We start from the raw sequence: 23,903 nt of genomic DNA, 5'->3' as shown, positions 1-23,903 counted from the left end.
CTTTAAAGAATTTAAGAGATACTGAAAAATGAACAAATTTAATATCGAAAACCTAGATCTTTACTATGGCGACAATAAAGCGCTAAAAAGCATTAACTTACCAATCCCATTGCGCCAAGTAACGGCTCTGATTGGTCCATCAGGCTGCGGTAAATCAACGCTTTTACGTTGTCTAAACCGCATGAACGACCTGATTGAAGGTGTGAAAATCACCGGCCTTGTTGAAATGGACGGTCAAGATATCTACGGCAACATCGACGTAGCAGACCTTCGCATTAAAGTAGGCATGGTATTTCAAAAGGCAAACCCATTCCCAATGAGTATCTACGAGAACGTAGCATACGGGCTTCGCGCCCAAGGTATCAAAGATAAAAAGCACATCGATATGGTGGTGGAAAAGTCACTTCGTGGTGCTGCTTTGTGGGATGAGGTGAAAGATCGCCTAAAATCACACGCATTTGGTTTGTCGGGTGGTCAGCAACAGCGTCTATGTATCGCTCGTACTATTGCGATGGAACCCGATGTCATCCTAATGGATGAGCCAACATCAGCGCTTGACCCAATCGCAACGCATAAAATCGAAGAACTAATGGAAGATCTTAAGAAAGACTACACCATTGTTATCGTAACGCACTCAATGCAACAAGCGCGTCGTATCTCTGACCGTACCGCTTTCTTCCTGATGGGTGAGTTGGTAGAGCACGACGAAACACAAGTAATCTTCAGTAACCCAAGAGATGATCGCACTCAGGGTTACGTAAACGGTGACTTCGGTTAACAGCACTGTTTAGAAACGGAATTAACTATAATAATAAGCGATGGAATTTTGCCCCTCTTTGTTAGAGGGGCCTTTTTACGTTATAAGGGTTCCATCATTGGATTGACCTGACAATCTCAGCTGAGTAAACTCAGGTCAGTCTAGATATGAGGTAATAATTGTGAGTGATTTCGAGAAAGAGCTAGCCGATATGGCGGAACAAGCCGAACAGCAGCCTGAAGAGCAACTTCCTTCAATTGAAGAGCAAAAGCAAATCGTTGCGGAGCTGAAAAAGCTAGAAGAAGCGGGAGAGCTAACACAAGAAGCTCTTGAGAAGCATTTTGCTAAGTTCTACGCAAAGTCAGACGCGCCAATTCATTAGATTTGGTCTGATGAGTGTGTAAAAACCGAGCTATGAAGCTCGGTTTTTTTATACGTGCTATTCCATATTTATAGTAAAGATAAGAATCGTCGTACATATGTCAAAATCGTCTAAAAAACATACAGCGAATACTTTGTGAAGTATCAATAGCTTAGTTTGATCTTCTTTGTAGGCTCTGGTGACGCCCCCTTTTACATATTGATTTAGCTCAATAAACTCCTACCTTTAAGATGCCTTCAAACGGAATTGCAGAGGCTTTCTATAACTCCTATTACTCAGTAGGGACCAGCCTTTCCTAAATATTTAGTATATCTCCGTTTGAACTAGGGACGTTAAGGGAGGAACTATGTCTCTTTCATATGCTTGTGGCTATGTGGTGACACGCTCGGACGAATTTGCTAATGCATCTACAGCGATATTGAAACAACATTTCTCATCAACGCGGTTTACTTCATTCCCTAGCGTGAGTGATTGCTTCTGCCCAAAGAAGCCCGAAAACCAACGCAGTATCTACTTGATTGACACTCAAACGGTAAGCAACCCGGTAAGGAACGGCGTAAATCCCGTCCATGAAGAGGGCGACTGGCTTGCGGTTAACGTGGAAGAGTTAGGGTTTCAATTGGGAGATTGGATTCTGAATGGATTTTCAGGAGTTATTATGAAAAGACGCTGCTTAGAGCAGTTAGCTCCTGCGGTAGAGGCTGTGAGTCATGGCGAGCTTTGGTACAGTCGACAAGATTTAAGCAAACTAGCTAAGGCTTACGTGGCCAATGAGTTTGACCCTCATGTTGCCGCCGATGATTTTGCACTTGTTCATTCCTTGACTCCAAAAGAGAAAAACATCTGTCTTATGATTTTGAAAGGGTTGAATAATCCTCAGATCGCAGAGTCGGTTAATGTCAGCATCAATACGGTAAAAACACACGCATCCAGTGTGATGAGAAAGGTCAATGTTCACTCAAGAGCTGAATTGATCGCACGGGCAGTCCAACAAACGTCAAATTCACCCAAAAATCACCCTATGAATGGAGCTTAATTCACCATATAGGGTGACGTAGAAACCAATAAGCAACACTAAGCTTTCCTCGCAACGTGGTTAAAAGTAAAACTTAGCGAGGGATTGAAGATGAGTAAATTTTGGTTAGCCGCTTTCGCCAGCTTATTGGCGCTAGGAATGAGTGGCTCCGTGTTGGCTGACGGGGCAGAGGAAGTCCATGATAACCCAGGTGTAGTGCAAGGTAGTAATGGCCATAACAACCATCAGGGGAATGGTAATGGACACCATGATGACGATGATGATGACGATCACAGCAATTATGAGTGTGGGACTAGTTGTACAGAGTCTACGCAAATTGTATTGAAAGGTCGTATACCATGTATTTGCGACATTACTTTGCCATCTGCGACGAAAGTTCGTTTGTTCAAATCACGTCAATTGACTCGTGGTGGGTCGATTAGCGATGTTGAAGTCGGTAACTTTTCCGCTAGCTGTAACACCGGTGGAGTGCACTTGAAAATTGCATCAGCTAATGGTGCTTTGAAAAACATCGACGTGGCAGACACGTACATTGATTACAAAGTAGATGTTGGTGGTATTGATACATTCGCAGCGAATACGGGTGGTACTGAGAAGTATAAAACGTGGTCCTTTATGGGCGCACAAGCCACTCAGGTGAATGGTGCAACTATGTTGAAAGTTACTGATCTAGGCGCAGTAAATGGAAAAACAGCAGGTCGTTATAGAGACGTATTGACCGTTACTGTGAGTGGCTTGCCATTCTAAAAAAAGGCCTGTCAAAGCTTTCAAGAGTTAAGTTCTAAATTGATGTGGGCACTTGTGCCCACTTTTCCGTAGGGATATGGAGGAACCTTTTCATGTTGAAGTTTTGGTTACGGTCGTTCTTATTTTTTGCAGTATCATTTTTTGGATATGCATACCAAGTGTCCCCAATGTTTCAAACATTTGAAGTAGCAGGTAGGGCATCTCAAGGAAGTTATGAGGTCACTAATACTGGAGCGCAAGAAATTACTCTCCAAGCTACTGTGTATCAAGTAGGTTTCAACCCGTTAGGGGAAGAAGTCCTTAATCAAACTGATGATGATTTTTTGATACTGCCACCTCAATCTAAAGTTGCCTCGCAAGGCAGTCAACGATTTAGGGTTAGGTATCTTGGCGATGCTTTAATACCTCAAACGAAAGTGTACAGAGTTATCTTTGAGCAGATAAGGACTACTGATGACTCAGAGGAGGATAGTGGTTCGGTTCAATTTATGGTGAATTTTTCTACAGTCATTTTTGTATCACCAATGAATTGTAAGCCACAGCTAAAGGCTCATATCTCGAGTGGCAATATGACGCTAGAAAACCCTAGTTCGTGCGTATTCGACTTAAATTTAGCTCGGTTTGAATTTTCAAGCGGATTGTTTTCAGAGTCTTTAGGCTGGGTTGACCTTGATGCAGAAACTGCGGGTTATTTGCTTCCAAGTAGAACTCAAGAGATAAAGCTCCCACAGAAAGTGGCAGAGTCTAAGAAGGTAAAAATAATAAGCCCATACTGATCTAACGTCATGAAGGCAATTTGGATGCTAACCATAGTTTTGTTCTGCAAGGTAGTGCTTGCAGAGCAGGAGTGGTTGTTTCCCATGCCTGTATATTATGACGATAGGGTCGTAGGGGAGATTAATGTATTTACGGATGGAGAAACGTCAAGTGGGGTGCCGGCCAATGAGCTTAATAAGGTATTGAGCAGAGTCGTGTCAGCCAACATTCGTCAAGAAATAGCTCGCTATGGGTCACAGAAAATATCTAACGAGGAGCTTAATGCTCTTGGTGTCATACTTAGATTTAATGCTAGTGATCTAAGTCTGGACGTTGCATTACAAGCTGATGCAACCAATCAAGATTTAATAGACTTTGACGGTATATATAGAGATAAGATTTATTCAGAGTCGACGTTTATTGCTTGGCACAATGTGTTTAATTTTACCAACGATTACGTTCATGACAACGATGATAATGCAGCTAATCGATGGCTAGGTGAGTGGATAGCTACGGGCAATCTTGGAGGACCTTTTGGACTCAACTTTGAAGCAGCGGGGTATGTTGAGGGGTTAGATTCAGAAGTATTTGAAAGTGAATCAAGAGTGTATCGAGGAGATGTTAAAATGTTTGTGGATAGGCCCAGATACCCAATGCGAGTATCAGTTGGTGACGTCAGTACGGTTACCTCTGGGCATATTCCGTCCCTCAATATTGGTGGGGTATCGTTAGAGAGATTGTGGGCAAGTTTACAACCAGAAAGAAATATTCAAAATGGTGGATCCCAAACGATTTATTTGCGAGAGAGTGCCAATGTTTTTATATACATCAATGATATTTACTTTACTGATCTTCGACTCTCTCCCGGACGTTATCAATTAGAAGATCTTCCCCTTGATCAGGGTAGTAATGATATTAGGATTGAGATTCGATACCAATCGGGACAAAGGGAAGTCATTAATTACAGTCAATTTTTTAATACACGTTTGCTGAGGCAGGGAATCAGCGACTTTTCCTTGTATGCAGGAGTGGTATCTAATGTCGTAGATACGTCTTACGAGTACGATGAAGAGCAATATGTAGCTCAGGGTTTTTATGAGTATGGATTAACGGATCATTTAACTGTCGGGCTGAATTCGGCTTACCATCCAGACGGTCAAATTGTTGGGGGAGTGATTAACCTCGGTGCTCCTTTCGGCAATATAGGGAGTCGTTTTAGTGCCCTCGCATACTCTGATGAAGACGAGTTTGGTAGCATAGCCAGCCTTGATTATGAACACAGTATCTTTGGTAATTACGGTTATACGACACCAAATATTAGAATTTCGTATGAAGCGTTTAATGATTATCGTCCAACCCCGTGGATTATTGGTGGTGACCTGAATACTGGGATGCGTGTTTTCGGAGATTATCGTTACTACGTCACTTCTGATATTGATTATACAATTAGAGGTAATTGGATTTTAGACAGCGATACCTCAGAAAGCTCTTATTTTGGCGCTTTGGAAATTACTTGGGCACCTTACGATTTTTCGTTTACTAGCAGTGTTGAGTATCAATACGATGATGGCACTGGGATTGGCGAAACATCGTATTATTTTGTCGCACGTTGGGACTGGTTCTCATCTCTTGATTTCTATGCGGCAAGCGCAGAGTATCAAACAAGAACCAACAGGGTTCGCGGCACATTTTCTAAGTTTTCACAATCGACCCCTGGTGGGTACGGCTATGAATTAACAGCGGATGTTGGAGAGAATGATCAGGATTACTCTGTACGCGGTGATTATGTAGCCAACCGATTTACTACGGAATTAGAGTATCAGACTGATTTGGACAATCTTAGTGATGAACAGAACCAGGCAGTGTCTGCTCGATTTAGTACAGCTGTTTCTATTTTGGATACCAATGTAGCTTGGGGAAGAAGCTATCGCGGACCTGCAGTAATCATAGGGGTCCACGACTCGTTAGAGGCTCCAGTATTGATAAATGGGGTCTCGGAGGATGAACCTGAGTCTATTGCAACTCGTAATTTGTCTGGTTTAGTTCCTATCTATGGCGCTCATGGCAGCTCCACCGTTTATGTTGATGTACCGGATGCACCTTTAGGGTATGACTATGGGCCGGATAGTTATGAATTTACAGCTGGTACATATACCGGACACACGATTAAAGTCGGGTCTGATGCATCGAAAACAGTTATTGGCCAAATGTGGGATCAAAACGGAAAGCCCATTTCTCTAAGAAACGGCGTGATAATTTTAGAATCAGAAGAAAAAGCATTTTTTACCAATAAAGCAGGCCGTTTTGCTTTAGATGGAATGCAGGCGGGGCGTTATCGTATAGAAATGCGAGGACGCCCTTATTTTATTGGTGAGCTAATAATTGCAGATAGCGAAAGCAATCTCGTTTATTTAGAGCCGATTAAGTTGACTGTAAAAGGGAGGCAACCATGATTAGGATTGTAGCTCTTGCACTAGTTCTATTGTTCTGTGGCACGGCTGTAGCTAAAACCTGTGAAGGACGTTGGAGCGTAAAAGTAGAAAATTCAAATGTATCACTTGTAGGAGAGAAGGCTCGCATACCTGTTTTTATCCAAACTTCTCAATCTATCAGAGAGTGTGCGCCTCAAGGTGTTTACATTCGCTCAACAGTTAATGAAGGAGTGCAATTACAAAGTAGTAATGCGTTATTGAAGGGCTGGGTTTCTGATTCCTCGGGCGCTAGGACAGGACTAAGAACAAATAAAGGAGTGATTTACCCATTGTCTCTAGGCGAGCAGACGAAATTATGGCTAGAAGTGCCAAATGCAGTAAGCGGTGTACCTGGGCTCTATGCTTCCCAACTTACGTTTTCTATTGTGGGTATTGATGGTATTAAGTCGATTGTCGAACGTGCCCAATTGAAAGTAACGCCATTCGTTGAATTAAAGGTTAATGGGCAAGGAGCAAAACGTACTGTTGTCAACTTTGGGACGTTAAAAACTAATCAAACCAAGACGTTGAATTTACATTTTCGCTCAAATACTAATGTCGGGTTGATATTCAATGCTGAATACGAAAAGCTCAAACATAAAAAGTTGCAAGGTGAGTATGTTTCCTATCAATTGTACTTAAATAACAAAAAGTTGGACTTTGATACTCTGATGTTTCTGCCCAGAATCCATCAAGGAAACTCTACGAATAAACTACTAAAGATTAGAATAGGAGATACAACTCAAGCAAGAGCTGGCTCTTATAGTGATACGGTTACCATCACCGCCACCGCCCGCCCATAAAAAAATCCCTCGATATTATCGAGGGATTTTCAATTCTAAACACCTAAAAGTAATTACGCCTCAGGAATATCTGCGCCTACTTCTTGATGTAGACGGCGACATGCGCGGCCATCATCGTGGAATAGGTGACAGCGTTTAGGGTCGATACCGATAGCGTACTTGTCGCCTGGTTCAACTTGTAGTGTGTCTGGTTGACGGAAGTTGATGTCAGTATCAGCACTTTCTACCGATAGGTAAACTTGAGTTTCTTGCCCCAGTTTTTCAACGATAGTCACTTCACCTTCGATGGTTGCTTCTGAAGAGTCCGACATCAGTAGGTGCTCTGGACGAATACCAAGAGACATACGGTCGCCAACATTAACGGTTGTGCCATCTACAGGGATGTTGAAGGCTACTTTGTTTTCTAGTTCAACTTTCACATATTCTGCTGTTGCTTCAAGTGCGTGAACACTGATGAAGTTCATCTTAGGAGAGCCGATGAAGCCTGCTACAAAGCGGTTGTGAGGGTAGTGGTATAGATCTAGAGGCTTACCTACCTGAGATACGTAACCGCCGTCTAGAACCACAATCTTGTCGGCCATCGTCATTGCTTCAACCTGATCGTGTGTTACGTAGATCATGGTGCAGCCAAGTTGACGCTGAAGTTTAGTGATTTCACTACGCATTTGTACGCGAAGTGCGGCATCAAGGTTAGAAAGAGGCTCATCAAGAAGGAAAACTTGAGGCTGAGAAACTAGTGTACGGCCGATTGCAACACGCTGACGCTGACCACCAGAAAGTGCCTTAGGTTGGCGATCCAGTAGGTGAGTTAGCTGAAGGATGTCTGCAGCATGCTCAACGCGCTTTTTGGTTTCATCTTTGTCTGCTTTAGCCAGTTTCATACCAAATGACATGTTGTCATATAGGTTAAGGTGAGGATAAAGAGCGTATGATTGGAATACCATGCCCACACCGCGCTTCGAAGGCTCGATGTCGTTCATGCGCTGCTCACCAATGTAAAGATCACCAGAAGTAATGTCTTCTAGACCCGCAATACAGCGTAGAAGGGTGGATTTACCACAACCCGACGGCCCTACGAATACTACAAATTCGCCTTCTTTAATGTCTAGATCGACGTTCTTTGAGATTTTTACGTCACCATAGGATTTACAAACATTTTTTAACGTGACACTAGTCATTTGAGTTGATCCTCAATTTTAATTTTTACAACTTAGCACTCATTTATGGTTATCGATTATTCCATGAGCACTAAAAATAGGAAACAGAAGTAATTTTGCAAAATTTTCTATTAGAGAAAAGGAAAGAAAAAAGGTGGTGAACACAAAACTCTAATATCAGAAGCTCCCCCCAGAGCTAGTAGACATCAGACTATTTTGGTAACACCACCTGCCCATTTCGAAATTCCGCTAATATCCCCCGCACTTTGGGTGTGTTCCCCGTCATGAACTTCATCACGCACATCACCAAAGTAACTATTAGCTTATCCTGAAATGTAAATCTAACAAATCTCGTTAGAAAAGGGTTCTTACCATCCATATCTCGGATGTTGCTAGTTTGTGCAATTTTATACCTAGCGACATCCTCCTGATGAGATTTTTTGTAGGGGGAGTAGCGGGGGAGGAGGGGGAGGGGTGGAGTAGAGCGGCAAACTGATCAATATCACTTTTATTGTCCTCATTCTGGTGACCTAAATCACAGGAAATTAGGTTCTGTGATTTAGGTCACTACTGATGAGCGAGCGAGATCACGAAAATGCGCTAGGTTGTATAGGGCGTAGTACTCAGGATGATGATGAGTGAAGGGTACTAGCGGATGATAGATGATGAAATTTGGCTCTCAGGAATAATAGTTGATAGCCCTACGTCAATAATAAAAAAGGATTAAACTCATGAAAAAAGCCCTAAGCACAGTGGCACTTGGCACACTAGTTGCTCTTGGTTCGTTTGGTGCAAACGCAGCAATCGAAGAAGGTCAACTTACTATCTGGATCAATGGTGATAAAGGTTACAACGGTCTTGCAGAAGTAGGTAAACGCTTCGAAGAAGACACAGGCATTAAAGTAACTGTTGCTCACCCAGATGGCTTAGAGTCTCGTTTCCCACAAGTAGCTGCTACAGGTGACGGTCCAGATATCATCTTCTGGGCACACGACCGTTTTGGTGGTTACGCTGAAGCAGGTCTTCTTGCTGAAATCAAACCTTCAAAAGAAGTAAAAGAAGGCATTGTTGATTTCGCATGGGACGCAGTGAACTTTGAAGGCAAAACTATCGGTTATCCTGTAGCTATCGAAGCACTTGCTCTTATCTACAACAAAGACCTAGTGCCTAACCCACCAAAAACGTGGGAAGAAATCGCAGCTCTTGACGCTGAACTTGCTAAAGACGGCAAGAAAGCAATCATGTGGAACCTGAAAGAACCGTACTTCACATGGCCACTAATGGCAGCTAACGGTGGTTATGCATTCAAACACACTGATGCTGGTTACGACGTGAAAGATGTGGGTATCGACAAGCAAGGCGTGAAAGATGCAATGAACTTCATCAAGTCTCTAGTAGATACGAAAGTAATCTCTGCAGACATGGATTACTCAATTGCTGATTCTTCTTTTGCTAAAGGCGAAGTTGCTCTAACTATCAACGGCCCATGGTCATGGGGTGGTTACGACAACAAAGTGAACTACGGCGTAACAACAATTCCAACGTTCGAAGGTCAAGCATCTTCTCCGTTTGTTGGTGTTCTAACGGCTGGTATCAGCACAGCTTCACCAAACAAAGACCTAGCAGTTGAGTTCCTAGAGAACTACCTACTGACTAACGATGGTCTACGTCAAGTAAACGATGACAAGCCACTTGGCGCAGTTGCTCTTAAATCTTTCCAAAAAGAACTAGAGTCTGATCCTCGTATCGCTGCAACAATGGCAAGTGCTGAAAATGGTGAAATCATGCCAAACATCCCTCAGATGAACGCATACTGGGGTTCAACTAAGAACGCTATCATCAACGTTGTTGATGGTCGTCAAACAGTTGACGCTGCTCTAGCTGACGCTAAAGCGCAAATGGTTAAGTAACACCCTTTAAGGAGGGGGTAACCCCTCCTTAGTTTTTGTATTTTTATTTATTCGCTAGTAGGTTTTTTTTATGCAGACAGTTCAATCTTCTGGTTCTGTTGAGACGCCTTCCGTTGCCAACAATACAAAGTCAGTATTGAAGTGGGCAACTCTTGGCTTAGTCGGAATTGTAAACGGTTATGCAACCGTTCTAATGTATGCTCGTGGAGAAACGGCCTTTGCCCTTCTTACACTGATTTTAACCGCGTTAGCGCTATACATCTTTGGTAGCAAAAAAACGTACGCACACCGTTATATCTACCCAGGTGTTGCGGGGATGATTTTGTTCATTCTTTTCCCGCTGGCGTACACAGTTAACTTAGCTTTCACTAACTACAGTGCGAAGAATCAGCTCACTTTAGAACGTGCCCAGTCAGTTTTAGAAAACCGCACTTTCCAAAGCGGTGATAGCTACCCATTCAAACTTATTAAAACCGCTGGTGGACACATTGTTACCGTCACCGATGGTGAATCAACCTTAGCAACGCGAGAATTTACTCTAACAAAAGACGTTGAAGGTAAAGAACTTGAGCTTGTAGCGGTCGGTGAGAACTCTATCTCTGGTGATGTAGAACCGATTAAGAGCATCATTAAAGCTCGCCCAATGTTAAGCAAGATCGACTTCATCAAACCTGATGGCGAAGAAGTTCGCATGAGCGGTTTGCGTAAATTTGCTGGTGTTCAACCACTATTTGAAAAACATACGGTTGATGGCACTTGGGACAAAGAAACCCTTAAGAATAATGAAACAGGCGAGCTATTTAAGCCGAATATGGAAGTGGGCTTCTATCAACCCGTTGACACTGACGGTCAATTCGTTGGCAGCACTGTTTCTCCTGGTTTTGTGGTAGGTATTGGTACACACAACTTTGAGCGTGTTTGGAAAGACGATGGCATCAAAGAACCGTTTATCTCCATCTTTATCTGGACGGTCGTATTTGCTGTTCTTACGGTTATCTTTACTCTCGTTATTGGTCTTGTGCTTGCAAGTGTTGTGCAATGGGAAGAGCTGAAAGGCCGTGGGCTTTATCGCGTACTCTTGATACTTCCGTATGCGGTTCCGGCGTTTATCTCAATCCTGATCTTTAAGGGTTTGTTTAACCAAAGCTTTGGTGAAATAAACTTAGTGCTTAACCAAATCTTCGGCATCTCTCCAAACTGGTTCTCAGACCCATTCTTGGCGAAGAGCATGGTGATGATAGTAAACACCTGGCTTGGCTTCCCTTACATGATGATCCTATGTATGGGCCTACTTAAAGCGATTCCAGAAGATCTCTATGAAGCATCAGCAATTGACGGAGCAGGTCCATTAAAGAACTTCTTCCACATTACTGTGCCGCTAATGATTAAACCAATGACACCGCTACTTATCGCGAGTTTTGCGTTTAACTTCAACAACTTTGTAATGATTCAGCTATTGACCAATGGTGGTCCAAACATGATTGGCACATCTGAGCCAGCAGGTTATACCGACCTACTCGTAAGCTACACCTACCGCATCGCGTTTGAAGGTAGTGGCGGTCAAGACTTCGGTCTAGCAAGTGCAATCGCAACGCTTATCTTCCTATTGGTAGGTGGTATGGCACTGCTAAACCTTCGTTTCACTAAGCTGTCTCAAGATTAAGGAGCAATACAATGGCAATGGTACAAGGTCAAAACCTTAAATACCGTGTTTGGGCAACACATATTGCTCTATGGGCATTCTTGTCCCTAATTATCTTCCCACTGTTGATGATCATTGCGATCTCATTCCGTGAGGGTAACTTTGCAACGGGTAGTCTTATTCCTGATAACCCATCACTTGAGCACTGGAAGCTGGCATTAGGCTTCTCTGTAACGAACGCAGACGGCACAGTAACACCGCCTCCATTCCCAGTATTAACTTGGTTGTGGAACTCGGTAAAAGTAGCGGGTATTTCTTCGATTCTTATCGTGGTCTTATCAACTACATCAGCTTACGCGTTTGCTCGTATGCGCTTTAAAGGTAAGAGCACCATCCTGAAAGCGATGATGATCTTCCAGATGTTCCCTGCGGTACTTGCGCTTGTGGCTATCTACGCACTGTTCGACAAACTAGGTCAGTACATTCCGTTCCTAGGCTTGAATACACACGGTGGTTTGATCTTCTCTTACCTAGGTGGTATCGCACTGCACGTATGGACTATCAAGGGCTACTTTGAAACTATCGATAACTCGCTTGAAGAAGCAGCTGCTCTTGATGGCGCAACACCTTGGCAGGCATTCCGCTTGGTTCTGTTGCCGCTATCTGTGCCAATCTTAGCAGTAGTATTTATTCTGTCGTTCATCGCAGTAGTGGGTGAAGTACCGGTAGCGTCTCTACTATTATCAGACGTTAACTCGTACACCCTAGCGGTAGGTATGCAGCAATACCTATACCCTCAGAACTATCTATGGGGTGACTTCGCGGCAGCAGCAGTACTATCTGCACTGCCAATCACTATCGTATTCCTACTCGCTCAGCGCTGGTTGGTTGGTGGTCTAACCTCAGGTGGTGTGAAGGGTTAAACTCTTCAATTTAGATAAAAGACTAGGGGAGCCTTTGGCTCCCCTTTTTTATGATTTAAAGTGAAATTAGAGGGAACTGAACATCATAATGACAGTTCGAAGTAGACGGTTTTATGACTCCGACTTCTCCACCATATGTAAATGCACATCTTGCTGTGGAAAAGGAATGGAAATCCCTTCTCGGTCAAAGGTCAGTTTTACTTCTTTAGTTATATCCCAATACACATCCCAGTAATCATCTGTTTTTACCCAAGGACGTACGATGAAGTCCACAGATGACGTGTTGAGGGTATGAACACGAATGTTTGGTTCTGGATTTTTTAGAGTTGCTGGGTGGGCGGTCACTATCTCGGTTAGGATTTTCTCAGCCTTGAGTAAATCATCAGCGTAACCAATACCAAACACCATATCGACCCTACGTAAGCGCTCGTGAGTGACATTTTTGATTACGTCTCCCCAAATTTTACCATTAGGGATAATGATGATTTGGTTGTCGAAAGTTTTGATAGTGGTGTTAACTAAGCTCATGTGACTCACTTTGCCATCTACACTTCCTGCAAATACAAAATCACCTACATCAAAAGGGCGGTAGATAAGCAGCATCATACCGGCTGCAAAATTTGACAGCGTATCTTGAAGAGCAAAACCAATAATGACCCCAGCGATACCAAAACCCGTTAACACTGGCGCCAGATTAAGGCCCAGCTGTGCTAGGGCAATCATAATACCTATTATCCACACTATATTGCCGGATATGCCGATAAAGAAGTTCTGCATAAGCTGAGAGAGATTGAGGTTTTTGGACGACACTGTTTTCTTTATGACCTGTCTAACCAGTTTAACCACTACTCTTGTGCTGAGTATGAGTAAAGCAAAGATAAGCAGTTGGAATAGATAGTGCGGTGCGGTAGTGCCTAGCCACTCTAAGGTTGAGTTAGACCAGTGGGAAAGAATCGTTAGTACAACCTTTCCATCAAGTAGATCTTGAGTGATGCTACCAGTGATTTCAAACATTAAACGTTTGTAGTCTGAGGTATCGATGGCAAGTTGATCTGCAACAGATATTAGAGTGCTTAAACTCTTTATTGCAATACTCATGCGTTGTTTTATCACAAGTTGACTGAGCTGCAGACCGGATTTTTCTGACTCAGGACTCACGGAAAGTTGCTTGCCAATGACTCCAATTTGCTGATTTAAGTACTCAACGGTAGCTGAAGTTAAGCGCAAACGCTGCAGTATAACGACTCTAAACTGCTTTTCTCCTATGCTTTCATCCAACCCTAAGGTTTGAAGCCATTTAATATTTTGCCAACTGGATTGAGTGACGGTATTGAGATAATGCTGTAATTCCTGATAATCATTGATAAGACTTAGTCGTTCTTCGTTCTTCGTTCTTTGCTGAGTCTATCTTGACGTTAAGCTCTTTAATTTGCTGTTCTAGGTAATCTGTTGCGCTTTTAGAATAGTCTTTTTGTAATTCTATCTGGGTTATTAACTCTTTCTCGGGTAGGGAGCCTCGGTTTACTGCAGTTGCTAATACCGCTCGTAATTCTTCATTCTTTTGAAATAGCTTAAGTTGCAATGCATCGGTTGTTTCCCCACTAGATATTGCCAACGTATCAGAGAGTTCTTTTAGCTCTTTATTTATCTTTTTTAACTCTTGTTCTGTTCGTGATGTTGGTATTGTTTTAGATTCATCTTGAGCAAAGCTAAATGTGCTGAAGGTGAAAGTAATTGCAAGCAATGCCAGGGTGAACAAGGTGTGATATCGAGAAGAAAATATGTCCATATGTATCTCTTAAAGACGTAATTAAGTCTTTGTTTAATATGTTGTTACATATGAGTGTACTACATAATGAGATATCAAATAGGCTGAATAACAGTCCACCAATATCTTTGCTAAGAACATATAGGCTTTTTCTCTGAGCGCTGTTATGGACTCATCTTGATGAACAATGGTCCATTAAGTGATCATGTTTGCCATGAAGCGGAACTGATTTTCTCGACGTCATTGCTTTTTGAATGACTGCTGATGATACAAGTGCTATCGATTTAACATGAGCCTAAACACGAGGTTAATAAACACGAAGTTCATAAACCTGGTGAGATCGACGTCGTTTGTCAAAACATCAATGTATGACTTTTTCTGTCGTTACCAAAAATCACGTAGGAATGTTAGATACTGGCAGCCACAGTACTGGTTTGGTTAGATATTTTCGAGGTTTGACGGTGCATGACCTAAGTGCTGCATCAATACATACACACTTTCTTGATGTAACGCGACTTTTCTGAATAGGTGCGCAAATACAGAATCACCACCAAAACATTGGTTAATATAGTGATCGATCTCGTGTTCAGAATACCCTTCCACATACATTGTTCTAACCCAGTGATACTCGACCGATTTTTGGTCTCTGATGACATCAATTCCTAGCTTTAGATCTTCCATTTTTTCTCTTAGTTTTGCATTGAATTGCAAGAAGCTCTCGCAATCACTGCTTTGAAGTAGCGATTTCGCTGATGAATTTAACCAGAAGTAAATGAATAAATGATTACAGTAAGGTTTCAGAAATATTTAAATTATTTCAAATGATGAACAAAGAGGGACGTTTGAAAAGAAGTAACTGATGAGGTGAGACTAGCACGCAAAAAAGCAGTATTTCACTGTGTGACAATAACTTACAGAGACTAGGCCTGCCAAGCGTTAAGGCTTGAATTGTTATGCAATCAAAGATTGACAAAAGTCAGTTATAAAAGCCCGTATAGCCTGATAGAATACGCGGCTCACAGTAATGTGCACATACGAATAGCTCAGGACAGGGATTAGGTTAGTTTAGTTATATGTTGAACATTATACAGTTTGTTACGGTTTGCTCGGTGCTAGCAGCGAGTTTATCAGTAGGAATAACAAACGCTCACGCCAAGCGTCATCATAGAGATGTGATTGATTTTGGCCAACCAGAATATGTGGTTTTGGAAAGCCAGTGTGAGAAAACGGGTTTTAATCTACCTAGAACCCTAATGGTTAAGCCTGGGGCAATGGTGGATGTGAGCATTCGTTCTAGCCTGCTATTTCGCCGTGGTTCTCAGGATCCCTATTTGTATGAGTCTGATTACACTTACAATCAAGTTTATGGGAAGTTGTTACTTGATACGCACTGGATATGCCAGGTGAAGCAAGATGGATTGCATCCAACGCTTTGGCTCGTACCATCCATCGTAACAACTTCTGGTAGTGGCGCGTTTTATTACCTTGGTGTTTATCAAAAAGAGGGTGAACATTTCTCCGTGATACAAGAGCTGTTCCTTGGCGATCGAATTGAGATTGAATCCTTATCCCTTGAAGGGGGTGTAGTCAATCTTAGCTTCAAGCAACATGCACTGGAGCAAGCCATGTCAGATGAGCCTAATGAGCTGATAAGCAAAAAGTTCTCAATCGTTGGAACGCAACTGTTCGAACAAAGAGATTGAACTTTCAAGAGTATTTGTTGTTTAACTATCTACGGAATGGATTCATCAAAACACGATTACCAAGGCCGTGCTACTTGCCCAATTAGGAAGATAGACGTTTAGTTTGAGCTTTAAAGCTCGTCATTTATAGATAGTGAACATGGGAGCATTCTTAATGTTTTCGTTTTCATGCAGATTATTTTAGTAGGTAACTTGGTGTTCAAGCTTAATCAACTTAATCAACAATCTCGGTCAAGACTCAAAAAGGCCCTGTTGATTTTGCCATTAATTTTTGGCGTTAGTGCAGTATGGTCACAGTCCCAAGGTGAGCGTAAATTTGTCGATCTCAATATAGAAAGCATATCAATGCCTGCTGTCGCATCTGCTGAAAATAGCAGTGCAATAGAGGCTAGACCTACCTACAGTTACACCATTAAAAAAGGCGATAACCTAAGTGTTATCTTCGCCAAATTGGGCGTCTCTTATAAAAGTCTTCTTAGCATTATGGAAGAGGATTTAAACCACCTATCTCTTGATACCTTGCGCCCTGGCGATAAATTGACGTTTTGGATAGACGAAGCATCGGGTTCGCTAGACAAGATGGAACTGGAATTTAACCCAGCCGATAAGGTGCAGTTTACTCGTGTTGATGATGATGCCTACACCTTTAAAGATGTGTCAATTGAAGGTGAATGGAGAACCGCGGCTTTAGTTGGTAATGTTCATGGCAGTTTTTCTCAATCAGCAAATAAATTGGGAATGAACATCAATGAAATACGTGAAATTACAGATCTGTTGAAGGACAAGATGAGCTTTACTCGCGACCTGCGCGCGGGTGACAAATTCTCTGTCGTTCATAAAGTGCAAACGGTAGACGGTAAAGAAACAGGTAGCCGTGAGATAGAGGCGATCAATATCTTTAACCAAGGCCGAGTCATCAGTGCGTATTTGCACACCGATGGGCAGTATTACGACGAAAATGGTGAGAGCCTGCAACGTGCGTTTATGCGCTATCCAGTTAAGAATCACAGAATTACTTCTTCTTTTAACCCTCATCGACTCCACCCTGTGACCGGTAGAGTATCGCCACATAATGGTACTGATTTTGGTGTGGGGGTCGGCACGCCGGTAATGGCGGCGGGTGATGGTAAAGTGATTATGGTACGTAACCACCCTTATGCAGGTAAATACGTTGTACTTGAGCATGGCTCGACGTATAAAACGCGTTACCTCCACTTGAGCCGTATTCAAGTGAAGAAAGGGCAACAGGTGAAAAGAGGGCAGCAGATCGGTTTATCTGGCGCCACTGGTCGAGTGACAGGCCCCCACCTTCATTACGAATTGCTGATTCGAAACCGTCCTGTGAATGCAATGACCGCGAATATCCCGATGGCGGAATCTGTACCAAAGGCGGAAATGGCTAAATTTGCCGCAAATCGCGATGCTTTGCTGCAAATGATGAAGGAACAAGAAGTATTGCTTGCGAGTCAAAATGATCCGCAGAATAATAAGCAACAAGAATCACTTTAATCTAGGTAAATTTGAATGAACCAGAATGAGTTTGAGCAACTCGTAAAATCAGCCAGCGAATGTGCTGATCTTCCTTCTGCGCTATTGCTACTGCAAGAGTGTGAGTATGAAGAAGTCTCTGAGGTTGCACTATCACTTAAGGGGCAGTTTGCAGTTGCTGAGGTTGATGGTGAGCAGCGTGTATATCATGTCACTACGCAACAAGAAGGCGATGAGCTGCAAGAGTTCGTAGAGCACATCATGAATACGGATGAGCACGTTATTCGTTTTGTCGCTTGGTTCTTTGATGCTTATTTTGATGTTAAGCAACGCGACGCTTATAAGCTAGCTGGCAAGACTTACCAGCAGCCAAAACGAAGCTAAGCAATGACCGTGTGAATAATAGATAAATGAATCCGCCATCTGGCGGATTTTTTTTGATTGCAGCTTAGAGAGTAGTGTAATTTTTATACATTTGAGTGAATAGAGGTATTCTGTCTTCAAGCTTATGATTTTGTTTGATTTAGTTGTTCAATGATAGTGTTAGGTAACTTTCATTTGCTCATAAATTCAGCTGTCGCGTAATTTGTTTTCATATGAGTGTGATCTATATCTTGTTTTTCTTTCATTCAGCGCTACAATTACTCCATGAAATGAAATGAAATGAAATTAAATTACAAAATAGAAATTGGAGTACATCATGGGCAACGATTTAGGTGCATTGGTTATTGGTCAACAATCAGCAATCAAAATGATGGAGCAAAAGTTCGATGGCAAAATCGAGCGTCGTAAGCCTTCAATGTTTAAGAAGCTGATGAAGAAGCTAACGAAGTAAGCGTTATCGAAAACGCAAACGGAATTGAAAAAAGGCGCTGATAGTTATCTATCAGCGCCTTTTTGTATTAGGGTTTGTTGACCCTAGTCACTACCTGTACGTGCAGGTATATCCACAACATTGTTCGGGATGACGGTATTGTCTTTGCTGGTAAGCCATTTGTCTAGATTATCCGCACCACCGATATACTCACTGTTCATCCAGATTTGAGGCACAGTAACGGGTGTCTTCTGACCAATATGAGCTTTAACCTCAGGAATCATTCGGTAGAGTGCTGCACTGTCTTTGACAACATCGTAATAGGTATAGGCGATCCCTGCTTGGTCTAGCGCTTTCTTTGCTTTTACACAGTAGGGGCAGGTCGCTTTACCAAACACAATATTGCCTTGTAAATCGTCGCGCTTTGTCCACTCAGCAATAACAGATTGTACTAAAACACCTCGGTTTAACGCTTCACCTTGACTGACTACCTTGCCCTCGACGACCAAGATCGGGGCGTGCCATGCACCGAGTTTCAACGGTTCCCACCAATGAGATAGCCAATCCTTTACCTCAAGCTCTACGTCTACATCAGCAAGCTCATTCTCAAAGGTATCTTTTAGGATGTCTTTCGTTAATGTGCATTCGCCACACGGGATATTGACCTTGAATGGTCCCCAGCTTCCAGCCCAACGATATAAAGTGATTTTGATTGGCTTGCTCATGATGCGTTTCCTTGTGCGATATGCGTCTCTTGTTACAGTAGAACCTATTGCTGAGGAAAATCTTTCACAACAACACAATTATTTCGTAGAAACAAAAAGACCGAGCATGAAAGCTCGGCCAAAGGACTTATCAGACTGAACTGATTGTCGGATTAGAAATCGTAACGGATACCCGCTTGGATTTGGTCGTCTTGGTTGTCTACTTGCTCGAACTTGTAACCCGCGTATGTGCGTAGGTTGCCGTTGAACTTGTATACCGCTTCAACAGCGAAGTTATCAACTTCATCTAGACCTGTGATAGCTTGCTTAACTGCTGTATCTACGTCGTTGTAGTTGTATACCGCTACAAATGTCCACTTGTTGAGCTTGTATAGAGCTGAGATTTCGAATGCGTTTACATCTTCATCTGCAACTGAACCTAGAGCGTAGTAACCACCAAGAGTGAAATCAGCGATAGAGTACTGAGCTGCAAGGTTGATCTGGCTGTCATCGTCATCACCGTCTGTTTGACCAACGTAACCTAGACCTAAATCAAGACCGAAATCAAAGCCGTACATTGCCGCAATACCGTAGCTGTCAGCGTCTTTTTCATCGTTTGCTAGGTAGTTAGCTTGAACGTTTAAGCCACCGAACTCGCCAGAGTATAGGAAGTTGTTTGAACGCTTGTCTTTGTTTCCGTCAACGATATCTGCAGCGTCTGCACCGAACGTAGCCATGGTATCCGTAATGTCAGTAAGCATTACCTGAGCAGAGTCTTGTTTACCGTAAGAGAATTCACCAAAGTTTGTGCCAACACCTGCAAATGCGTAACGGTTAGTGATTTTAGAACCTGTATCAAATTCAGCTTCGTACTTACCAAAGCCGTATAGGTCGTCATTAATTTGAGATTTACCGACGATGTTCAAACGAGCACGGGACTTGTCGTCAAAAGCGCTATCGTCAGCAAATTTGTTGTTATCAGAGATGTTGAAACGAGCTTCTGCACGACCGCCAATCTTTAGCTCTGAAGTGTCATCTTTGTAAACTGTTGCTGCTGCCGCAGAACCAGAAGCCATTACAGCTAGAATTGCAGTAGTTAGTGCTGCCTTTTTCATCTTCAAATTTCCTATTTTGTAAAATATGAGTTCACACTCTGGAGTATTTATTTGGGCTGTTGCCCGTTTGATTTGCGACTAATTTAGATTCCAAATATGAATGTCTAATGACTCAAAAATGACGGCTAGGTTACGAATGTATGGCATTTTTATTAATCGACGGGAATTTAACCTATTGTTTTTACATAGAAAATTGTGAACGTAACGATGCATATATGGAATGCTGTAATGTTAAGTCCTTGAAACTAAACAACTAGAGGATATTGTGTTGCGATATCAGATTAGAATTTCGGGCATTTTTTGATATGAAAACGTGCAGGTATTTATTCCACATAGAAAAAACTGTTTTAGTTCAAGTAATTGAGGGTTTTTGTGATCGCGGTCACGCATTGGTTTTGGTGTATTGAACAGTTCATGAGCGGGGTCAGAGCGTAGCCTGAGAAATTGGTATTTACTTTATCTATCACCAACAAGGACCTTGGGGAAAGAACATGCATATCGGAGACTCTAGTAAAAGAGTTTTGCTACCGCTATTTGGTTTATGGCTGGTACTACTTTTCCCTTACCTTCCTGTCAATGCAAACACGCTGTCTGCCTCTGAAGTGGTTAGATTATCTGATCAACAAATGCGGGGTGAATCGGGATACAGCGAGATGACGATGACCATCACTCGCCCAACCTGGAATCGCAGCATGAGCATGAAATCCTGGAATAAGGGCTTAGACCTATCCTTGGTGCTGGTCACCGCACCAGCGAAAGATAAAGGCAGTGCCTCACTTAAGCGTTACAATGAAATGTGGAATTGGATTCCTAGCATTGAAAAAGTCATAAAGATAGCGCCATCCATGTTAGGGCAATCTTGGATGGGCTCCGATTTTACTAATGATGACTTAATTAACCAAAGTTCCATCGTGGTGGACTACCAACATACGTTCATCGGTAGTGAAGAGGTTGACGGCGTAGAGTGTTACGTCATTGAGGCTAGTGCAAAACCGGACGCTCCGGTGGTGTGGGATAAAGTGCGTTTATGGATATCAAAGGACAATCTATTACAGCGTAAGGTAGAGTTCTACGATGAATTTGCAGAACTCGTTAACACGATGCAAACCTTTGATATTAAATCTATGGGAGGCCGCAATGTGGCCACGAGAATGCATATGATACCGGCAGATAAAGAGGGACATCAGACTGAAATAGAGATTCACGCCGCCCAGTTTGATTTTGATATTGATGACGCGTTTTTCTCTCAGAGTCAAATGCGTGCATTGAGAGATTAAACCATGTTATTGCGACTGGCATGGCGAAACATCTGGCGTCAAAAACGTAGGACTGTCCTAACGGCGTCTGCGATTGCATTGACGTTATTTTTGTCGCTGGTCATGCGAGCCTTCCAAGAAGGGCAGTACACCCACAATATCTTAAATAACGCCAAGATGGGTACGGGTGTTGTTCAGTTGCAGAATCCTGAGTACAAAGAGAACAATAGCATTGATGAGCTATTGCCTGCTTCAGATGAGTTTATCTCTGATACCCGCCAAATTGACACTATTGATTACCTATTGCCTCGTATAGAGAGCTTTATATTGGCGGCCAGCGACGAGCGATCAAAGGGCGTAATGCTTTCAGGAATTAACCCAAGCTTAGAGGACGCCTATTCCAACCTGAGCGAGCGCATTATTAAGGGGGAGTATTGGCCTGAGGACGAAACCGGCGTAATTGTTGGCGAGGGTGTTGCCCAGTATCTTGGACTCACGGTAGGAGATGAGATTGTCTTTTATGGACAAGGCTATCGCGGACAAATGGCCGCAGGGCTTTTTGAGATCAAAGGCATTGTTCATTACCCCATAAAAGAGATGAATAACCAGTTGGTATACGTTTCGCTGAGTGATGCTCAAAAGCTGTTTAGCACGGGGAATCAGGTGACCTCATGGGTTATTGGGTTGAGCGACCTTTCTAAACTGCCTGCCGTTATACAGAAGCTCAGCGATGCTTATCCTGAAGGCGTATCCATACGTGATTGGCGAGATCTCTCTCCTGAGCTGGAGCAAAGCATTGTCTTAGATAGGGTCGGAGGCCTCGTCATGATGTACCTATTGTACATTGTGGTTGGCTTTGCTCTGTTTGCCACCTTGCTAATGATGACACTTGAGCGTTTGAGAGAATTTTCGGTGATGCTTGCCACCGGAATGGCTCGAACTCAATTGCTGCGACTTATCGCTATTGAATCCTGCTTGATTGGCTTGCTGGGTATTGCGGTAGGGGTAGTCACTGCCTCGCCTTTGCTTTTTTATTTCTACCAGCACCCGATCCGCCTAACGGGTGAGATGGCTCAAGCAATGCTGGACATGGGGTATGAGCCCGTGATGCCCGTTTCACTAGATCCTGCTTTGTTTCAAGAGCAAATCGTCATAGTGGCGGCAATAACCATGATTTGTTTGGTGTATCCAATGTGGAGAGTGATGAGGCTTGATGCGGTTTCTGGACTCAAGGGAGGATTCCATGCTCATTAAGCTAGCCTGGAGAAACCTATGGCGAACCCCACTGCGTACTTCGACCATATTATTAGCCATTGTCATTGGCGTACTTAGCGTGATTTTAATGATTGGCTTTATGTCGGGCTTGATGACCAATATGTTAGGCAATGCGATTCAATGGCAAACCAATGCGATTCAAATTCACCATCCAGATTACTCCTTAGAGCCCGATGTTAATCTCGTTATAAGTGATACAGAGTCCATACAGGCGCAGATACAAGATGAGAAAGCAATAACAGCCTACAGCGAAAGACATATCGTTACTGGAATGATCGCATCAGCTAGGGCCAATCGGGGAATCAGGGTATTAGGTGTATCACCAGAGCAAGAAGCGCAGGTAACGCCCATAGAAGACAAGCTTGTAGCGGGGCAATGGCTCAGCGGGGAAGGACGAAACCCTATCGTACTTTCAAACAAGCTGGCGGATAGATTGAAACTGAGGCTTGGGTCTAAGGTAGTACTGACCTTTAGCGACACCCATGGTGAGGTGACCGGTGGTGCGTTCCGGGTTAGGGGGATTTTTATTAGCCCTAGCGCCTCGTTTGATGACAATAGCGTGTTCGTAAGAATATCAGATCTCACTGAGCTTACCGGCGTTTCTGGTATCCATGAAATAGCGATTGCCATGGATGACTATCAGCTAGCCCCTGCATTGGCGACTAGGCTCTCTGATCTGCTAAACGCAGAGGTGAGTGTAGAAGATTGGCAGACCCTGCAACCTTACTTAAAGACGCTCATATCGAGCATGCAATCCTTTAACTACCTGCTCCTTGTTATCTTTGTGGCAGCGATGGGGCTTGGGATCATTAATATTATGCTGATGTCGGTATTTGAGCGCACACAGGAGTTTGGTGTGCTGATGGCTGTGGGGATGACGCCAGAGAAAGTAAGAGGATTGATTGTATTGGAGGCGAGCTTTTTAGGGCTCACTGGTGCAGGTGTTGGCGTACTTTTAGCGCTGGGTATCACCGCTATTTTACAAACCACAGGCATTGATCTCAGCATTGCATCTGAAGGGCTTGCTGAGTTTGGTATCGATACCGTGTTCTATCCACAAGTGACCTCGTCCCAATACCTTATTTTGGCATTTGCTGTTTTGTTGGTGAGCGTGCTATCAGCCTTGTATCCAGCCAGACAAATTATTAAGCAAAGCCCAATCCAAGCAATGAATGATAAACATTGAGTGAGCGAAT

At 43.0% G+C, this 23,903-nt stretch carries 21 protein-coding genes and 1 pseudogene; 17 read left to right on the top strand and 5 right to left on the bottom strand.

The window, feature by feature from the left end; translation table 11 throughout:
• Window positions 1-28 precede the first annotated feature (28 nt).
• The 7 genes from pstB (at window position 29) to A6E01_RS16985 (ending at window position 6,952) form a co-directional block, all read left to right on the top strand.
• Window positions 29-778, top strand: a complete 750-nt coding sequence (gene pstB, locus A6E01_RS17015; protein ID WP_017032407.1) for a phosphate ABC transporter ATP-binding protein PstB — start codon at window positions 29-31, stop codon at window positions 776-778.
• A 160-nt stretch (window positions 779-938) separates the two neighbouring features.
• Window positions 939-1,139, top strand: a complete 201-nt coding sequence (locus tag A6E01_RS17010; RefSeq protein WP_017028715.1) for a hypothetical protein — start codon at window positions 939-941, stop codon at window positions 1,137-1,139.
• Between the two features lie 346 nt (window positions 1,140-1,485).
• The gene (locus A6E01_RS17005; protein ID WP_065210800.1) at window positions 1,486-2,175 is read left to right on the top strand and encodes a helix-turn-helix transcriptional regulator; all 690 of its coding nucleotides are present in this window, start codon (window positions 1,486-1,488) and stop codon (window positions 2,173-2,175) included.
• A gap of 90 nt (window positions 2,176-2,265) precedes the next feature.
• Window positions 2,266-2,922, top strand: a complete 657-nt coding sequence (locus tag A6E01_RS17000; RefSeq protein ID WP_065210799.1) for a hypothetical protein — start codon at window positions 2,266-2,268, stop codon at window positions 2,920-2,922.
• 92 nt (window positions 2,923-3,014) lie between these two features.
• Window positions 3,015-3,698, top strand: a complete 684-nt coding sequence (locus tag A6E01_RS16995; protein ID WP_065210798.1) for a fimbrial biogenesis chaperone — start codon at window positions 3,015-3,017, stop codon at window positions 3,696-3,698.
• Window positions 3,699-3,722: 24 nt separating this feature from the next.
• Window positions 3,723-6,131 carry a fimbria/pilus outer membrane usher protein gene (locus A6E01_RS16990; protein WP_157939716.1) on the top strand — a complete coding sequence of 803 codons (2,409 nt, stop codon included), beginning with the start codon at window positions 3,723-3,725 and terminating at the stop codon, window positions 6,129-6,131.
• Complete coding sequence (locus A6E01_RS16985) at window positions 6,128-6,952, top strand: hypothetical protein (RefSeq protein WP_065210796.1); 825 nt, start codon at window positions 6,128-6,130, stop codon at window positions 6,950-6,952. The genes A6E01_RS16990 and A6E01_RS16985 overlap by 4 nt, the downstream gene beginning before the upstream one ends.
• A gap of 53 nt (window positions 6,953-7,005) precedes the next feature.
• On the opposite strand, the gene malK is transcribed toward A6E01_RS16985, so the two are convergent.
• Window positions 7,006-8,130: a maltose/maltodextrin ABC transporter ATP-binding protein MalK gene (gene malK / locus A6E01_RS16980; protein ID WP_017028709.1), complete on the bottom strand. Its 1,125-nt coding sequence runs from the start codon at window positions 8,128-8,130 to the stop codon at window positions 7,006-7,008.
• A gap of 710 nt (window positions 8,131-8,840) precedes the next feature.
• Between malK and malE the strand changes: the two genes are divergently transcribed.
• The 3 genes from malE to malG all read left to right on the top strand — a co-directional run bounded on the left by malE (window position 8,841) and on the right by malG (window position 12,584).
• On the top strand, window positions 8,841-10,019 hold the full coding sequence (gene malE / locus A6E01_RS16975; RefSeq protein WP_017028707.1) for a maltose/maltodextrin ABC transporter substrate-binding protein MalE: 1,179 nt from the start codon (window positions 8,841-8,843) through the stop codon (window positions 10,017-10,019).
• Between the two features lie 70 nt (window positions 10,020-10,089).
• Entirely contained in the window at window positions 10,090-11,682 is a 1,593-nt protein-coding gene (gene malF / locus A6E01_RS16970; protein ID WP_017032398.1) for a maltose ABC transporter permease MalF, read from the top strand.
• An 11-nt stretch (window positions 11,683-11,693) separates the two neighbouring features.
• Window positions 11,694-12,584, top strand: coding sequence for a maltose ABC transporter permease MalG (gene malG / locus A6E01_RS16965; RefSeq protein WP_065210795.1), 891 nt, complete (start codon window positions 11,694-11,696; stop codon window positions 12,582-12,584).
• A 111-nt stretch (window positions 12,585-12,695) separates the two neighbouring features.
• On the opposite strand, the pseudogene A6E01_RS16960 reads toward malG, so the two are convergent.
• Together A6E01_RS16960 and A6E01_RS16955 are read right to left on the bottom strand one after the other, a co-directional pair.
• Window positions 12,696-14,373, bottom strand: a pseudogene (locus tag A6E01_RS16960) (mechanosensitive ion channel domain-containing protein).
• 417 nt (window positions 14,374-14,790) lie between these two features.
• A complete protein-coding gene (locus A6E01_RS16955; protein ID WP_065210794.1) occupies window positions 14,791-15,033 on the bottom strand; it encodes a hypothetical protein in 243 nt (80 codons plus the stop codon).
• Between the two features lie 392 nt (window positions 15,034-15,425).
• Here A6E01_RS16955 and A6E01_RS16950 point away from each other — a divergent pair, with 392 nt between their 5' ends.
• The 4 genes from A6E01_RS16950 (at window position 15,426) to A6E01_RS21650 (ending at window position 18,378) form a co-directional block, all read left to right on the top strand.
• The gene (locus tag A6E01_RS16950) at window positions 15,426-16,055 is read left to right on the top strand and encodes a hypothetical protein (RefSeq protein ID WP_065210793.1); all 630 of its coding nucleotides are present in this window, start codon (window positions 15,426-15,428) and stop codon (window positions 16,053-16,055) included.
• A 168-nt stretch (window positions 16,056-16,223) separates the two neighbouring features.
• Entirely contained in the window at window positions 16,224-17,564 is a 1,341-nt protein-coding gene (locus tag A6E01_RS16945; protein ID WP_065210792.1) for a peptidoglycan DD-metalloendopeptidase family protein, read from the top strand.
• A gap of 15 nt (window positions 17,565-17,579) precedes the next feature.
• A complete protein-coding gene (locus tag A6E01_RS16940) occupies window positions 17,580-17,927 on the top strand; it encodes a hypothetical protein (protein ID WP_065210791.1) in 348 nt (115 codons plus the stop codon).
• Window positions 17,928-18,243: 316 nt separating this feature from the next.
• Window positions 18,244-18,378: a hypothetical protein gene (locus tag A6E01_RS21650; RefSeq protein WP_017028699.1), complete on the top strand. Its 135-nt coding sequence runs from the start codon at window positions 18,244-18,246 to the stop codon at window positions 18,376-18,378.
• Window positions 18,379-18,461: 83 nt separating this feature from the next.
• Here A6E01_RS21650 and A6E01_RS16935 read toward each other — a convergent pair whose 3' ends face one another.
• A complete protein-coding gene (locus A6E01_RS16935) occupies window positions 18,462-19,082 on the bottom strand; it encodes a glutaredoxin family protein (RefSeq protein ID WP_017028698.1) in 621 nt (206 codons plus the stop codon).
• Between the two features lie 152 nt (window positions 19,083-19,234).
• Window positions 19,235-20,176 carry a porin gene (locus A6E01_RS16930; protein WP_065210790.1) on the bottom strand — a complete coding sequence of 314 codons (942 nt, stop codon included), beginning with the start codon at window positions 20,174-20,176 and terminating at the stop codon, window positions 19,235-19,237.
• Between the two features lie 491 nt (window positions 20,177-20,667).
• Here A6E01_RS16930 and A6E01_RS16925 point away from each other — a divergent pair, with 491 nt between their 5' ends.
• The 3 genes from A6E01_RS16925 to A6E01_RS16915 are packed head-to-tail and all read left to right on the top strand — an operon-like array spanning window position 20,668 to window position 23,893.
• On the top strand, window positions 20,668-21,453 hold the full coding sequence (locus tag A6E01_RS16925) for an outer membrane lipoprotein-sorting protein (protein WP_017028696.1): 786 nt from the start codon (window positions 20,668-20,670) through the stop codon (window positions 21,451-21,453).
• Window positions 21,454-21,456: 3 nt separating this feature from the next.
• Window positions 21,457-22,686 (top strand): ABC transporter permease, encoded by a 1,230-nt coding sequence (locus A6E01_RS16920; RefSeq protein ID WP_065210789.1) that lies wholly within the window; start codon window positions 21,457-21,459, stop codon window positions 22,684-22,686.
• A complete protein-coding gene (locus A6E01_RS16915) occupies window positions 22,676-23,893 on the top strand; it encodes an ABC transporter permease (RefSeq protein ID WP_065210788.1) in 1,218 nt (405 codons plus the stop codon). Before A6E01_RS16920 ends, A6E01_RS16915 begins: the two co-directional genes overlap by 11 nt.
• The last annotated feature ends 10 nt before the right edge of the window (window positions 23,894-23,903 follow it).

The sequence above is a fragment of the Vibrio breoganii genome (assembly GCF_001677275.1).
Classification (GTDB): Bacteria; Pseudomonadota; Gammaproteobacteria; order Enterobacterales; family Vibrionaceae; genus Vibrio; species Vibrio breoganii.
Note: the sequence above shows the minus strand (reverse complement) of the source record. Positions and strands in the feature narration are given on the sequence as shown.